General features: G+C 70.6%; 10 protein-coding genes and 1 pseudogene. 8 read left to right on the top strand and 3 right to left on the bottom strand.

Going from position 1 to position 14,303, the window contains the following annotated elements; genetic code table 11:
* The first annotated feature begins 37 nt into the window (after positions 1-37).
* The 4 genes from uvrB (at position 38) to FHX80_RS03950 (ending at position 6,341) form a co-directional block, all read left to right on the top strand.
* Positions 38-2,155, top strand: a complete 2,118-nt coding sequence (gene uvrB / locus FHX80_RS03965) for an excinuclease ABC subunit UvrB (protein WP_145762842.1) — start codon at positions 38-40, stop codon at positions 2,153-2,155.
* Between the two features lie 131 nt (positions 2,156-2,286).
* Positions 2,287-2,865: a TerD family protein gene (locus FHX80_RS03960; protein WP_136328667.1), complete on the top strand. Its 579-nt coding sequence runs from the start codon at positions 2,287-2,289 to the stop codon at positions 2,863-2,865.
* Between the two features lie 250 nt (positions 2,866-3,115).
* Positions 3,116-5,071: a TerD family protein gene (locus FHX80_RS03955; protein ID WP_145762841.1), complete on the top strand. Its 1,956-nt coding sequence runs from the start codon at positions 3,116-3,118 to the stop codon at positions 5,069-5,071.
* 268 nt (positions 5,072-5,339) lie between these two features.
* Positions 5,340-6,341 (top strand): TerC family protein, encoded by a 1,002-nt coding sequence (locus FHX80_RS03950; protein WP_145762840.1) that lies wholly within the window; start codon positions 5,340-5,342, stop codon positions 6,339-6,341.
* Between the two features lie 122 nt (positions 6,342-6,463).
* Here FHX80_RS03950 and FHX80_RS03945 read toward each other — a convergent pair whose 3' ends face one another.
* Positions 6,464-7,120: an MBL fold metallo-hydrolase gene (locus FHX80_RS03945; RefSeq protein ID WP_145762839.1), complete on the bottom strand. Its 657-nt coding sequence runs from the start codon at positions 7,118-7,120 to the stop codon at positions 6,464-6,466.
* A 10-nt stretch (positions 7,121-7,130) separates the two neighbouring features.
* Entirely contained in the window at positions 7,131-7,823 is a 693-nt protein-coding gene (locus FHX80_RS03940; RefSeq protein ID WP_145762838.1) for a maleylpyruvate isomerase family mycothiol-dependent enzyme, read from the bottom strand.
* 175 nt (positions 7,824-7,998) lie between these two features.
* On the opposite strand from FHX80_RS03940, the gene uvrA reads away from it, so the two are divergent.
* Both uvrA and FHX80_RS03930 read left to right on the top strand, forming a co-directional pair.
* Positions 7,999-11,043 (top strand): excinuclease ABC subunit UvrA, encoded by a 3,045-nt coding sequence (gene uvrA / locus FHX80_RS03935; RefSeq protein WP_145762837.1) that lies wholly within the window; start codon positions 7,999-8,001, stop codon positions 11,041-11,043.
* A gap of 354 nt (positions 11,044-11,397) precedes the next feature.
* Positions 11,398-11,826 (top strand): Rieske (2Fe-2S) protein, encoded by a 429-nt coding sequence (locus tag FHX80_RS03930; RefSeq protein WP_145762836.1) that lies wholly within the window; start codon positions 11,398-11,400, stop codon positions 11,824-11,826.
* A gap of 223 nt (positions 11,827-12,049) precedes the next feature.
* Here the strand turns inward: FHX80_RS03930 and FHX80_RS03925 are convergent, their stop codons facing one another.
* Positions 12,050-12,976: a hypothetical protein gene (locus FHX80_RS03925; protein WP_145762835.1), complete on the bottom strand. Its 927-nt coding sequence runs from the start codon at positions 12,974-12,976 to the stop codon at positions 12,050-12,052.
* Positions 12,977-13,201: 225 nt separating this feature from the next.
* On the opposite strand from FHX80_RS03925, the pseudogene FHX80_RS34585 reads away from it, so the two are divergent.
* A pseudogene (locus FHX80_RS34585) lies at positions 13,202-13,306 on the top strand (papain-like cysteine protease family protein); the annotation flags it as partial.
* A gap of 4 nt (positions 13,307-13,310) precedes the next feature.
* Entirely contained in the window at positions 13,311-14,219 is a 909-nt protein-coding gene (locus tag FHX80_RS03920; protein ID WP_145762834.1) for a hypothetical protein, read from the top strand.
* Positions 14,220-14,303 lie beyond the last annotated feature (84 nt).

Raw genomic sequence — 14,303 nt, 5'->3', positions numbered from 1 at the left:
CGGCCCCATTGTCAGTGGAGGGTCGTACGGTGGTTTCATGCGGCCCGTTTCGAAGATCGAACGTTCGGTGGCGCCTTTCGAGGTCGTCAGTCCCTTCCAGCCCAGCGGCGACCAGCCGGCGGCCATCGCCGAGCTGGAGCGGCGCGTCAGGGCGGGTGAGAAGGATGTCGTGCTCCTCGGCGCGACCGGCACCGGAAAGTCGGCGACCACCGCCTGGATGATCGAGAAACTGCAGCGCCCCACCCTGGTGATGGCGCCGAACAAGACCCTCGCCGCCCAGCTGGCCAACGAGTTCCGCGAGCTCCTGCCCAACAACGCCGTCGAGTACTTCGTCTCGTACTACGACTACTACCAGCCCGAGGCGTACGTCCCGCAGTCGGACACCTACATCGAGAAGGACTCCTCGATCAACGAGGAGGTCGAGCGGCTGCGCCACTCCGCGACGAACTCACTGCTCACCCGGCGTGACGTCGTCGTGGTCGCCTCCGTCTCCTGCATCTACGGCCTCGGCACACCGCAGGAGTACGTGGACCGGATGGTCCAGCTCAAGGTGGGCGACGAGATCGACCGCGACCAGCTGCTGCGCCGCTTCGTGGAGATCCAGTACAGCCGGAACGACCTGGCGTTCGCCCGAGGCACCTTCCGGGTGCGTGGCGACACCATCGAGATCTTCCCGGTCTACGAGGAGCTCGCCGTCCGCATCGAGATGTTCGGCGACGAGATCGAGGCGCTCTCCACCCTCCACCCGCTCACCGGCGAGGTCATCAGCGAGGACGAGTCCCTCCATGTCTTCCCCGCCAGCCACTACGTGGCAGGACCGGAGCGCCTGGAGAAGGCCGTCGGAGGCATCGAGAGGGAGCTGGAGCAGCGGCTGGCCGAGCTGGAGAAGCAGGGCAAGATGCTGGAGGCCCAGCGGCTGCGGATGCGGACCACGTACGACATCGAGATGCTGCGCCAGATCGGCACCTGTTCAGGTGTCGAGAACTACTCGATGCACTTCGACGGCCGCACCCCAGGCACCGCGCCCAACACCCTCCTCGACTACTTCCCCGAGGACTTCCTCCTCGTGCTCGACGAGTCGCATGTCACCGTGCCGCAGATCGGCGCGATGTACGAGGGCGACGCCTCCCGCAAGCGGACGCTCGTCGACCACGGCTTCCGGCTGCCGTCCGCCCTGGACAACCGCCCGCTGAAGTGGGAGGAGTTCCTCGGACGGATCAACCAGACGGTCTACCTCTCCGCCACCCCCGGCAAGTACGAGCTCTCGCGGGGCGACGGCTTCGTGGAGCAGATCATCCGCCCCACCGGCCTCGTCGACCCGGAGATCGTCGTCAAGCCCACCGAGGGCCAGATCGACGACCTGGTGCACGAGATCCGCAAGCGCACCGAGAAGGACGAGCGGGTCCTGGTCACCACCCTCACCAAGAAGATGTCGGAGGACCTCACCGACTACTTCCTGGAGCTCGGCGTCCAGGTCCGCTACCTGCACAGTGACGTCGACACCCTGCGCCGCATCGAACTGCTGCGCGAGCTGCGCTCCGGCGAGTACGACGTCCTGGTCGGCATCAACCTCCTGCGTGAGGGTCTCGACCTGCCCGAGGTGTCGCTCGTGGCGATTCTCGACGCCGACAAGCAGGGCTTCCTGCGCTCGGGCACCTCACTGATCCAGACCATCGGACGTGCGGCTCGTAACGTGTCGGGGCAGGTCCATATGTACGCGGACAAGATCACCCCGGCGATGGCGCAGGCCATCGACGAGACCAACCGGCGCCGCGAGAAGCAGATCGCCTACAACACCGAGCGCGGACTCGACCCGCAGCCGCTGCGTAAGAAGATCAACGACATCGTCGCGACCATCGCCCGCGAGGAGGTCGACACCGAGCAGCTTCTCGGCACCGGCTACCGCCAGGCGAAGGGCACCAAGGCGCCCGTACCCACGCTGGGCATCAAGGCCGGTTCCGCGAAGGCCGGGAGGGACGGGGCGGTGGTCACCGACCGCCCGGCCACCGAGCTCGCCGGGATCATCGAGGAGATGACCGACCGGATGCGCGCGGCCGCCGCGGATCTGCAGTTCGAGGTGGCCGCCCGACTGCGCGACGAGGTGGGGGAGTTGAAGAAGGAGTTGCGCCAGATGCGGGAGGCGGGCCTGGCCTGACCCCGCCGTGCGGGGTGTGTTGCAAGACCGACACAAAACGGCCCGGACCCGATGCGCCGGTGGCGCGACTGCGTAGGGTGCTGGAAACCGCGCAAGGACGGTTTGCGGGGAATGCGGAGAGGGGACAGCGCGTGACGGTCAATATGACCAAGGGCCAGGCCATCAGCCTGCAGAAGAGCGACGGGGGGACCCTGACCGCGGTACGGATGGGGCTCGGCTGGCAGGCGGCGCCGCGCCGCGGTCTGTTCGGTTCACGCACCCGGGAGATCGACCTGGACGCCTCGGCGGTCCTGTTCGCCGACAAGCAGCCGGTCGACGTCGTCTTCTTCCGGCACCTCGTCAGCGACGACGGTTCGGTCAAGCACACCGGGGACAACCTGGTCGGCGGCGCCGGCTCGGGCGGCGACGACGAGGCGATCCTGGTCGACCTCCAGCGGGTGCCGGTCCACATCGACCAGATCGTCTTCACGGTGAACTCCTTCACCGGCCAGACGTTCCAGGAGGTGCAGAACGCCTTCTGCCGCATCGTCGACGAGACCAACGGCCAGGAGCTCGCCCGCTACACGCTGGACGGCGGCGGGCAGTACACCGCCCAGATCATGGCGAAGGTGCACCGTTCGGGGAACGGCTGGCAGATGACCGCCATCGGCACCCCGGCCAACGGCCGCACCTTCCAGGACCTCATGCCGGCGATCCTGCCGCACCTGTAGGCAGGGCCGGGCCGGCCGGCCCGTATCGGTACGCGCAGCTCCCGGAGGCATCGGCCGCCGGGAGCTGCACCGCATCGTGCCACCCGGCAGTACGCATGACACCGCAGCACGTAGGACACCGCAGCACGTAGGACACGGCAGTACGCATGACACGGCACCGGACGGTGCCGCATCGCACGCATCGCACGCATCGCACGCATCGCACGTGGCACCGCGTCGCGTGGCAGCAACTCGTCGAGGGGACAGGCCAATGACGGCCGAGCTGGTCCGGGGGCAGAACCACGCCTTGCCCCAGACCCGTCTGGAGATCCGGGTATCGGCGGGCGCGCCCGTCGTGGCCGGGGCCACCCTCGGCGACGAGCACGGCACGGTGCACGGCGTCGAGTGGATCGCCCACCCCGGCTCGCCGCAACTGCCGGGGCTCGAAGTGTCCAGGCAGGCCGCGGCCGACCACCGGCTCGCCGTCGACCTCGACGCCGTGCCCGACGGGGTGCACCGGGTCACGGTGCTGCTGGCCCTCCCGCTGGAGGCGGGTGGCCCGACCCGGTTCGGTGCCGTGGCCTCGCCTTTCGTCGCCGTCACCGGACTCGATGGCACCGAGATCGCCACCTTCACCCTGACCGGCCTGGACACCGAGTCCGCGGTCGCCGCCCTGGAGCTCTACCGCAGGCAGGGCGGCTGGAAGGTCCGTGCGGTCGGCCAGGGCTATGCGGGCGGTCTCGCCGCGATGCTCGCCGATCAGGGCGTGGAGCGGGCTGCCGAACTGGCCGGTTCGATCCAGGAGGCGGTCGCCCGCGGCATGGCCCGCTCCGTGGCCCCGCCCCCGCCCCGCACCCCACAGGCGGACCGGGTCAGACACGCCGCGGGCCCCGCCCCCGCCCCGGGGCCCGGGCAGCCCCCCCTCCCGGGCAGCGGTCAGCCTCCCGTCCCGCCCCCGGCCGCCCAGCAGCCCCCGCCCTCGGCGCCGCCGGCCTCTCCGTCCGGCCCCATCGACTACGCGCACCCGCGCCGCCGGTCGGCCGCACCCCCGCCGCCCCCGCCCGCCGCGTCGCCCGCCGGGCCCGGACAGCCTGCGCAGCCCGTTGCCGGGGACGCGACCGGATGGTCCATGGACGAGCGCCTCTACAACCAGGTCTGGGGGATGTTCGAGGACCTGGCCAGGGCCGCCGCCGCGTACCGCAGCGCCGTCGACTTCGCCGAGTCCCGGATGGACCAGGAGGTGGAGCGGGCCCTGTCCGATCCGCGCAGCCGGATCGGAGGCGCGGGCGACCGGGCCCGTGAGCAGGCCCGCGCCAAACGCGACGAGCTGACCGGCCGCGCCCGCGAGGCGCTGGACCGTGACCTCGCCCAGCTGGCCGCCGAGTCCGCCGTGGTGGAACCCGCGCTCCCCGCCTCCTACGCGGGCTGGGACAACCCCGTCTGGCACGCCTACCGGGTTCCGATGGAGATCCCGATGGCGCTGCGGATCGGCGATCTGCACCTGCCGGAGGACACCGCCCTGCGCATCCCGCTGCTCGTACGGCTGCCCCTGGAGCGCGGGATCTGGATCGACAGCGGGCGTACGGCCTCCGAGGCCGCCGCCCTGACGGACAGCGACCAGCTGCACCGGCTGGCCATGGACAGCGCGGTCCTGCACGCCGCCCGGTTGCTGGCCGTCCACCCGGCGGGCGAGTTCGCGGTCCATGTCATCGACCCGGCGGGCTCCGCCGCCGCGGCGCTCGCCCCGCTGGTCCGCTCCGGGGTGCTCGCCGGCCCGCCCGCGTCCGGTCCCGGGGGAGTGTCCTCGGTCCTCGCCCAGCTCACCCGGCGGGTCGATCTGGTGCAGATGGCGATGCGGGCCGGCGCCGCGGACTCGCTGCCGCCCGACCTGGACCCGGCCGAGCAGCTTCTGATCGTCAACGACTTCCCGCACGGCTTCGACGACCGGGCCGTCACCCAGCTGCGCTACCTCGCGGACGAGGGACCGTCGGTCGGCGTCCACCTCCTGATGGTCGCCGACCGGGAGGACGCCTCCGCGTTCGGGCCGGTGCTCGATCCGCTGTGGCGGTCCCTGCTCCGGATCACCCCGATCGCCGACAACCATCTGGCCGACCCGTGGGTCGGCCACGCCTGGACGTACGAGCCGCTGAGGACACCTCCCGGCAGCGAGGTCCTTGAACTGGTGCTCGCCCAAGTGGCGGCCGCCCGCCGCGCCGGACTCCGCTGACTGCTGACCCACTCCGCCCCCGTTTACCCTCTACCGCTCTGACCTGCGCATTTGAGGCTTATTTAGCCTTTCCTTTACCTTCCCTTGGTGTTCCCTGTACTGTTCTTGGAGCGGAGGGGAGTACTCCCGATCGCGGCGTTCCCGTCAGTACGGACTGTGACCGGTCCCGGGGCGCCGGCCCAGGCGCGCACCCCGTGCGCCCAGGTGGAAGAGACCTCCGGCAGCGACGACGCTGATCAAGTAGCCGTAGCGAACTGCCGGAGGCGCAGTGTACGTTTCATGGACCCTCTGGGTGCTGACCATTCTCGGTCTCAGCGCCCTCATCGCCGTCGACTTCTTCATCGGGCGCAAGCCCCATGACGTGTCGACCAAGGAAGCCGGAATCTGGACGATCGTCTGGATCGCGCTGGCGGCCCTCTTCGGACTCGGCCTGCTCGTCTTCGGCGAGAGCCAGGCCTCGGGCGAGTTCTTCGCCGGCTTCATCACCGAGAAATCGCTGAGCGTCGACAACCTCTTCGTCTTCGTGCTGATCATGGCGAAGTTCTCGGTGCCCTCCCACCTCCAGCAGCGGGTGCTGCTCTTCGGTGTACTGATCGCACTGGTGCTGCGGGCGGTCTTCATCGCCGCGGGCGCCGCGGTCATCGCCAACTTCTCGTGGGTCTTCTACATCTTCGGCGCGTTCCTGATCTTCACCGCCTGGAAACTCATCCAGGAGGCGCGGGCAGGCGAAGAGGAGGAGGAGTTCGAGGAGAACCGCCTCCTGAAGACGATCGAGCGCCGCTTCGGTGTCGCCGACAGGTACCACGGCACCAAGCTCTTCATCCGCAGCAACGGCAAGCGCATCCTGACGCCCCTGATGGTCGTCATGCTCGCCATCGGCACCACCGATGTGCTGTTCGCGCTGGACTCGATCCCCGCGATCTTCGGCCTGACCCAGGACCCGTACATCGTCTTCACCGCCAACGCCTTCGCCCTGATGGGGCTGCGGCAGCTGTACTTCCTGATCGGCGGCCTGCTCAAGAAGCTGGTCCACCTCAGCTACGGGCTCTCGGTGATCCTCGGCTTCATCGGCGTCAAGCTGGTGCTGCACGCCCTGCACGAGTCCGGGGTGAACGTCCCCGAGATCTCCATCCCGGTCTCGCTCGGCGTCATCTGCGGCGTGCTGGTGATCACCACGATCACCAGCCTCATCGCCAACAAGAAGCAGGCCGCCGCGGAGGCCGAGAAGGCCGAGGACGGTGCCGACAAGGGCGCCGGCATCGACGCCTGAGCCCGGCCTGATCCGAACGACGGGCCCCGGGCCCGGTGGCACATGAGACCGCTCCCCAGGTGGCGGACGGTCCAAGGTGCGGCCCCCGTGACATCCGCTTCGCGGACGTCACGGGGGCCGTTTCACCAGCCGCGGGCGCGCCACTCGGGCAGGTGCGGACGCTCGTCGCCCAGCGTGGTGTCGTGGCCGTGGCCCGGGTACACCCAGGTCTCGTCCGGCAGCGGGGCGAAGAGCTTGGTCTCCACGTCGTGCAGCAGGCTCCCGAACGCCTCGGGGTCCTTCTGCGTGTTGCCGACCCCGCCCGGGAAGAGGCAGTCCCCGGTGAACAGATGCGGGGCGCCCTGCGGGTCGTCGTAGATGAGCGCGATCGACCCAGGGGTGTGGCCGGTCAGATGGCGGGCGGTCAGGGCGACCTGCCCGACCCGGATGGTGTCGTTGTCCTCGACGAGCACATCGGTCGGGACCGCGATCCCCTCGGCGTCGTACCGCCCGGCGTAGGTACGCGCACCGGTGGCCGCCACGACCTCGGCCAGCGCCTGCCAGTGGTCGCCGTGCCGATGGGTGGTGACGACCGAGGCGATCGAGTCGTCACCGATCAGTTGAAGCAGTGTCCCGGCCTCGTTGGCCGCGTCGATCAGGAGCTGCTCGCCGGTGGCCCGGCAGCGCAGCAGATAGGCGTTGTTGTTCATCGGGCCGACGGCGACCTTGGAGATCATCAGATCCGTCAGCTCGTGTACGTCCGCCCGCCCGCCTACCTTGACCGCTCCGCTGTACGTCATACGTCTCAGCCTATAGCGGGGGCAGGGCGGGCAGGGGCAGCCCGCCCTCGACGGTCAGCGCCGACCCGTCGCGGCGCCCGCTGAGCCAGCCGAGCAGCTCGGGGGCCGTGCCGTGGACCGCGACCGGGTCGCCTTCCTTTCCGCCACCCGTCGTCCAGAACCGGCCCTGGTCGTCGGCCACGCTCATGGGCACGACATCCGGGTGCCGGTCGAACCGCTCGGCGAGGAAGTCGATCTCCCGGCCGGTGAACTCGTCGGGCAGATCCTCCAGCTCGTACCCCACGTCCAGATCGACGTGGTGCAGCGCGACCTCGACGCGGCGGCGGAAGGGGATCCGGGAGGCCGAGTCCGTCACGCCGTTGCGCATCGTGACGGTGCGCGACCAGTCGGCCGGGGCCGCGGCAGCTGCCACGAAGCGGGCCGCGCTCGCCGCCAGGTCGGCCACCTGTTCGGCCTTCGGCCGGTGCGCGTCGCGTTCGATGTCACGGTCGCGGGTTTCGCTGTCTGCGTACATCGGCCGGCCCTGGAGAACGTTTACGAGCGCGTCGGCGTTACGTGAAAGGTGTGCGACGACATGACCCCGGCTCCAGCCCGGCAGCCGCGACGGCCGGGCGAGCTCGGAGCCCTCTATTTTCTCCGTGGCACTGAGCAGTCGATCAGTCGCTTCGCGTAGGGCGTCCAGGTCGTGCGCGTGATCAATCATGGGGCGAGCGTAGACCTCGCCACTCGTTCGGGTGAAGGAGTTATCAGCCGTCCGTAAATCGAATGCGCGTGCTATACGCTCGGAGTCGAAAGCTTCGTACATCGCTGCGGCACCCCCCATACCCTGGGGCAGGGGCGCAGTTCCCCCGCTTCTCTCCAGAAAGGTGCGGACCGGCGTGGCCGACCGTCTCATCGTCCGTGGCGCTCGCGAGCACAACCTCAAGAACGTCTCGCTCGACCTTCCCCGCGACTCCCTCATCGTCTTCACCGGGCTCTCCGGGTCGGGCAAGTCGTCGCTCGCGTTCGACACGATCTTCGCCGAGGGGCAGCGCCGCTACGTGGAGTCGCTCTCCTCGTACGCCCGGCAGTTCCTCGGCCAGATGGACAAGCCGGACGTCGACTTCATCGAGGGTCTGTCGCCCGCCGTCTCCATCGACCAGAAGTCGACCTCGCGCAACCCGCGCTCGACGGTCGGCACGATCACCGAGGTCTACGACTACCTCCGGCTGCTCTTCGCCAGGATCGGCAAGCCGCACTGTCCCGAGTGCCGCCGGCCGATCTCGCGCCAGTCGCCGCAGGCCATCGTGGACAAGGTGCTCGGCCTGCCCGAGGGCAGCCGGTTCCAGGTGCTCTCGCCGTTGGTGCGCGAGCGCAAGGGCGAGTTCGTCGACCTCTTCGCCGATCTGCAGACCAAGGGGTACAGCAGGGCCAGGGTCGACGGCGAGACCATCCAGCTCTCCGAGCCGCCCACGCTCAAGAAGCAGGAGAAGCACACCATCGAGGTGGTCATCGACCGCCTCACCGTCAAGGACAGCGCCAAGCGCCGGCTGACCGACTCGGTCGAGACCGCGCTGGGCCTCTCCGGCGGCATGGTCGTGCTCGACTTCGTCGATCTCCCCGAGGACGACCCCGAGCGTGAGCGGATGTACTCCGAGCACCTCTACTGCCCGTACGACGACCTCTCCTTCGAGGAGCTGGAGCCGCGCTCCTTCTCCTTCAACTCGCCCTTCGGCGCCTGCCCCGACTGCACGGGCATCGGTACGAGGATGGAGGTCGACCCGGAGCTGATCGTCCCGGACGAGGAGAAGTCCCTCGACGAGGGCGCGATCCACCCCTGGTCGCACGGCCACACCAAGGAGTACTTCGGGCGGCAGATCAACGCGCTCGCCGAAGCCCTCGGATTCCGTACGGACATTCCCTGGGCCGGGCTGCCGCAGCGCGCCAAGAAGGCCCTGCTGCACGGTCACAAGATCCAGACCGAGGTCCGCTACCGCAACCGCTACGGGCGCGAGCGCGCCTACACCACGCCTTCCTTCGAGGGCGCGGTGCAGTTCGTCAAGAGGCGGCACTCCGAGGCGGAGAGCGACTCCAGCCGGGAGCGCTTCGAGGGCTACATGCGCGAGGTGCCCTGCCCGACGTGTGAGGGCACCAGGCTCAAGCCGATCGTCCTCGCGGTGACGGTGATGGACAGGTCCATCGCCCAGGTCGCCGCGATGTCGATCAGCGAGTGCGCCGAGTTCCTCGGCCGGATGAAGCTGAACGCCCGCGACAAGAAGATCGCCGAACGGGTGCTCAAGGAGGTCAACGAGCGGCTGAAGTTCCTGGTCGACGTGGGCCTGGACTACCTCTCGCTCAACCGCGCGGCCGGCACCCTGTCCGGCGGCGAGGCCCAGCGCATCCGGCTCGCCACCCAGATCGGCTCCGGCCTGGTCGGCGTGCTCTACGTGCTGGACGAGCCGTCCATCGGCCTGCACCAGCGCGACAACCACCGGCTGATCGAGACGCTGGTCCGCCTCCGCGACATGGGCAACACCCTCATCGTCGTCGAGCACGACGAGGACACCATCAAGATCGCCGACTGGATCGTCGACATCGGCCCCGGCGCCGGTGAGCACGGCGGCAAGGTGGTCCACTCCGGATCGCTCAAGGACCTGCTGGCCAACGACAAGTCGATCACCGGCCAGTATCTGACCGGCAAGAAGTCGATCGCGATGCCCGACGTCAGGCGTCCCGTCGACCCCTCCCGGCTGCTCACGGTGCACGGCGCCCGGGAGAACAACCTCCAGGACATCGACGTCTCCTTCCCGCTCGGGGTGCTGACCGCCGTGACCGGTGTCTCCGGCTCGGGCAAGTCGACGCTGGTCAACGACATCCTCTACACCCACCTGGCGCGCGAGCTGAACGGCGCCAAGTCGGTCCCCGGCAGGCACACCCGCGTCGACGGGGACGACCTCGTCGACAAGGTCGTGCACGTCGACCAGTCGCCCATCGGCCGCACGCCCCGGTCCAACCCGGCCACGTACACCGGAGTCTTCGACCACGTCCGCAGGCTGTTCGCGGAGACGATGGAGGCCAAGGTCCGCGGCTATCTGCCGGGCCGGTTCTCCTTCAACGTCAAGGGCGGCCGCTGCGAGAACTGCTCCGGTGACGGCACCATCAAGATCGAGATGAACTTCCTGCCGGATGTGTACGTCCCGTGCGAGGTCTGCCACGGAGCGCGCTACAACCGGGAGACGCTGGAGGTCCACTACAAGGGCAAGTCCATCGCCGAGGTGCTGGACATGCCGATCGAGGAGGGACTCGCGTTCTTCGAGGCGGTCCCGACCATCGCGCGCCATCTGCGGACGCTCAACGAGGTCGGCCTCGGATACGTCAGGCTCGGCCAGTCCGCGCCGACGCTCTCCGGCGGTGAGGCACAGCGGGTGAAGCTGGCCAGCGAGCTCCAGAAGCGCTCGACCGGCCGCACGGTGTACGTGCTGGACGAGCCGACCACCGGTCTGCACTTCGAGGACATCTCCAAGCTCATCAAGGTGCTCTCCGGGCTGGTCGACAAGGGCAACACGGTGATCGTCATCGAGCACAACCTCGATGTCGTCAAGACCGCGGACTGGGTCATCGACATGGGTCCCGAGGGCGGCAACGGCGGTGGCCTGGTCATCGCCGAGGGCACCCCGGAGTACGTGGCCGGTGTCCCCGCCAGCCACACCGGAAAGTTCCTCCAGGGCGTCCTGGACGCGGACCGGGTCAGCGAGGCGGCGGTTCCCGCGGCCCGTAAGCCGGCCGGCAGGGCGGCCGCGAAGAAGGCGGTCGCAGCGAAGTCCGCCCCGGCCAGGAAGACGGCCACGGCGAAGACGACCCGGAGCACTGCGGCGATGGCCACCGGGACGGCTGCGGCCAAGAAGCCCGCGGCGAAGAAGGCGACCCGCGCGCGCAAGGCCTGACGGCCGGCCCAGGGCGGCGGTTCCCGGCTCGGGGACGCCGCCCCGGGAACCCTGTCCCCGGGATCGCCTTCCCGGACAGGGTTCCCGGCGAGTGACCGTCCCGGACCCGCCGCCACGCTGTGCGACCCGCACCGGGGTCACCGAGTCTCGCGCGCGACCACCTCGGCTCTGACCAGGCACGATCGGGCGAGTCAGCCCCGGCTCCGACCGGGCGCGATCGGATGCGACCGGGCCGGGCGCAGGGGCGTTCGTCTTCGCCGGTATCGTCGGTTACGTCACCGATGCCTCCGTCGCTTCTGCTGGCCCGGGCACCTCTGGCACCGCACCGAATCCCCTCCGACCACTGGAGACCGCATGTCCGGCCAGCCCACCGCCCGCCGTACCGTGCTGAAGGGCGCCGCTCTCGCGGGCGTCGCCGGGCTGGGAGTGGCCGCCTGCTCGACCGACTCGAAGCTCGGGCACGCCGAGACGCCGACCCCCACCGCACCCGTCGAGCTCGGCGCCCCGGACGAGGTCCCGGTCGGCGAGTCCAAGCTCTACCGGGAGCAGCGCGTCATCGTCACCTGCCCGGCCAAGGGCCAGTACAAGGCGTTCAGCGCCCAGTGCACCCACGCGGGCTGCCTGCTGGACAAGGTCGAGAAGAACGAGGGGCACTGCCCCTGCCACGGCAGCCTCTTCGACACCACCACCGGCAAGGCCGTGAAGGGTCCGGCGACCGTGCCGTTGCCCTCCGTCCCGGTCCGGGTCGAGGGCGGGCGGCTCGTCGCGGGCCCCGAAGCCTGAACCGGACGAGTCCGACATCCGGCCGCGTCCGACGCCCGGCCGGTCCGACATCCGGCCGCGTCCAAACAACCGACCGCGTCCAAACAACCGACCGCGTCCAAACAACCGACCACGTCCGACGCCAGGCCGGTCCAACGCCCGGGTGGTCCGACGCCCGGGTGGTCCGGCGGCCGACCGCGTCCGACGCCAGGCCGTGTCCGACGTCCTTCCGCGGTGGCCGGTCTCACCTCCAGTCCCAGTCGATGCCGACCAGGCCGGGCCGTACCCCCTGCTCCACCAGGTGGACTGTCCGGTGCCGGCCGGTGAGCGTGAGGTCCGTCCGGGCGCCGCGCGGCGCCCCCGCGGACACCTGGGCGAAGCGCCGGCACCGGACCGGCAGCGCCTCCTCGTCGAACCTGACCTGGAGCACGTACTGCCCGCCGCCGAAGCTGAAGCCGCGCACGTACTCGCCGCACGGTCCTCCCGTACCGTCCTCGAAGCCGTAGCCGAAGAGGTACGTCTCGCCCGCCCGCAGCCGGGTGTCGAAGAGCAGCTCGGCGACCAGCACCCCGGTCTCCGCGTCCCAGCGGACCCGGCCCGTCCGGCAGTTCTCCCGGGCGCTCACCGAGACCCGGGCCGGATCGCAGCCCGGATCGCCGCGGTACACGGCGAGATAGCGGTCGGTCCCGTCGCGGTGGGCGCGCACCACGTGCTGGGAGTTGCGGCGCTGCATCTGGCGGCCGGGCCCGATCCGTACCCGCTCCTGGTGCCCCACCGTGTGCAGCCCGCCGTCGGCGGGTGACTCCATCCCGGTGAGCAGCCGCTCGACCGCGCCGGACGCGTCCACCAGGGAACGGTACGAGCGGGCCGGCGGGCGGTCGGCCTCCGTGCGGGGCTCCCCGGCGCCCAGCAGCCCGAGCAGCGAGTTCCCCGGCAGCTCCAGTACCTCCTCCAGCGCCTTCACGGCCCGCAGGGACTCGGGACGCTGCGGACGCCTGGCCCCCTGCTGCCAGTAACACAGGCTGGTCACACCGACCTTGACCCCGAGGTGCGCCAGATGGTGCTGCACCCGCTGGAGCGGCAGCCCGCGCACCGACAGTGCGGTGCGCAGCGCCAGATGGAACGGGCCGGTGTGCAGCACCTGCGCCAGTTCGGCCTCGGTGTGCTGCATGGGTCCTCCAGGTGAACGTTCACGTCGTACGGCTGCGGGGCCGCGCCGACGGATGCCGGGCCGCAGGTGGCCAGGGGGAAGCGTTCACGCGTCCGCCACCGGCGTTCACACCGCGATGTTCCCCCGCATTGAAGCGTGTTGACCCGTTCCCGACAACGGTTGATGCTCCTCGACAGCGTCCGGACGCGCTCCTTGGAACCCACCCCCCCGCCCCGGGAGGAACACGATCCCTGGCCCTCCAGCGACCGCTACAACTGGGCCTCACACGCCTGGTACGTGAACAACAACGAGTTCTCCTGGACCCATTCGCTCTACCGGATCGGGGCGTGACGGCATGACCTGTACCGGTTCCCCGGCCCACCCCGTCGCACGTACCGCGCGCTCCGCCGTCGCGGCCCTCGCCGCGGCCGGAGTGCTGGCCGGCTCCGCGCTGCTCACCGTCGCCGCCCCGCAGGCGGCCGCCGCCACCGGACCCGCCGCCACTCCGGCGGCCCTGGCAGCGGCCCATGAGGCGGCCACCGACGCGGCCACCTTGGACACGCTGTCCCGGTTCTTCGCCCGGGAGGGCGCGGTCACCAGCGCGGCGGCCGCTCCACGCATCGAGGGCGCGGCCGTGCCCGTACGCACACTGGCCGCGGATTTCGTCGCCGGCGAGCAGGGGGCCTCCGTCGCCGGCCTGGACTACCTCGCCAGCACCGCCGTCTCCTCGGACGGGCAGAAGGCATCCCTGTGGACGCTCCCCGAGCCGGGGAAGGCCGGGCGCTGGCAGGTGGTGAACATCGCCACCGGCGACGACGAGGCCCGTTACACGGCCGCGGGCGCCCGCAAGCTGCCCGGCGGCACCGTCTTCCGGGAGCCGCAGATCGACGCCTGGTACGTCCAGAAGGGCAACCGGGTGCTCCCGCTGGACCGGGACGCGGCGGGCGCGGTCGGCGCGGACGGCACCACCCTGGCCGTCTACCGCACCCGGGTACGGGCCGCGTACGCGGACAAGCTCCCCGGCTCCCGATACGCGCGCTCGGGCCGGGCGGGCGGCTACGGACCCACCGCAGCGAAACCGGCCGCCGGACACTCCGGTCCCGCCGCCGGACAGCCGGGGCCAGCAATCGCGGGGCCCGCCATCGCCGCGGACCCGGCCGCGGACACCGCGCTGACCGCGGCCTCCGGTGCCGCGGCGCCGGGAGCCGTCGCCGTACTCGCCCTCTGCGGCGCGACGGCCCTGCGCCGCCGCCGGTCGCGGTGACCGCCTCGGCGACGCGTGGGCGCGGCTGACCGCGGAGCCACCCGCGCCCGATGACCCCGTGCTCCGGGACGCGCCCCCCCAACG

This window comes from Streptomyces brevispora (assembly GCF_007829885.1).
GTDB lineage: Bacteria > Actinomycetota > Actinomycetes > Streptomycetales > Streptomycetaceae > Streptomyces > Streptomyces brevispora.
Note: the sequence above shows the minus strand (reverse complement) of the source record. Positions and strands in the feature narration are given on the sequence as shown.

What these genes read in the sequence shown, in the direction of transcription:
- uvrB (WP_145762842.1), top strand. Translation starts at nt 38, where the DNA reads ATGCGGCCCGTTTCGAAGATCGAACGTTCGGTGGCGCCTTTCGAGGTC.
- FHX80_RS03955 (WP_145762841.1), top strand. Translation starts at nt 3,116, where the DNA reads ATGACGGCCGAGCTGGTCCGGGGGCAGAACCACGCCTTGCCCCAGACC.
- FHX80_RS03945 (WP_145762839.1), bottom strand. Translation starts at nt 7,120, where the DNA reads ATGACGTACAGCGGAGCGGTCAAGGTAGGCGGGCGGGCGGACGTACAC.
- FHX80_RS03940 (WP_145762838.1), bottom strand. Translation starts at nt 7,823, where the DNA reads ATGATTGATCACGCGCACGACCTGGACGCCCTACGCGAAGCGACTGAT.
- FHX80_RS03930 (WP_145762836.1), top strand. Translation starts at nt 11,398, where the DNA reads ATGTCCGGCCAGCCCACCGCCCGCCGTACCGTGCTGAAGGGCGCCGCT.
- FHX80_RS03925 (WP_145762835.1), bottom strand. Translation starts at nt 12,976, where the DNA reads ATGCAGCACACCGAGGCCGAACTGGCGCAGGTGCTGCACACCGGCCCG.
- FHX80_RS03920 (WP_145762834.1), top strand. Translation starts at nt 13,311, where the DNA reads ATGACCTGTACCGGTTCCCCGGCCCACCCCGTCGCACGTACCGCGCGC.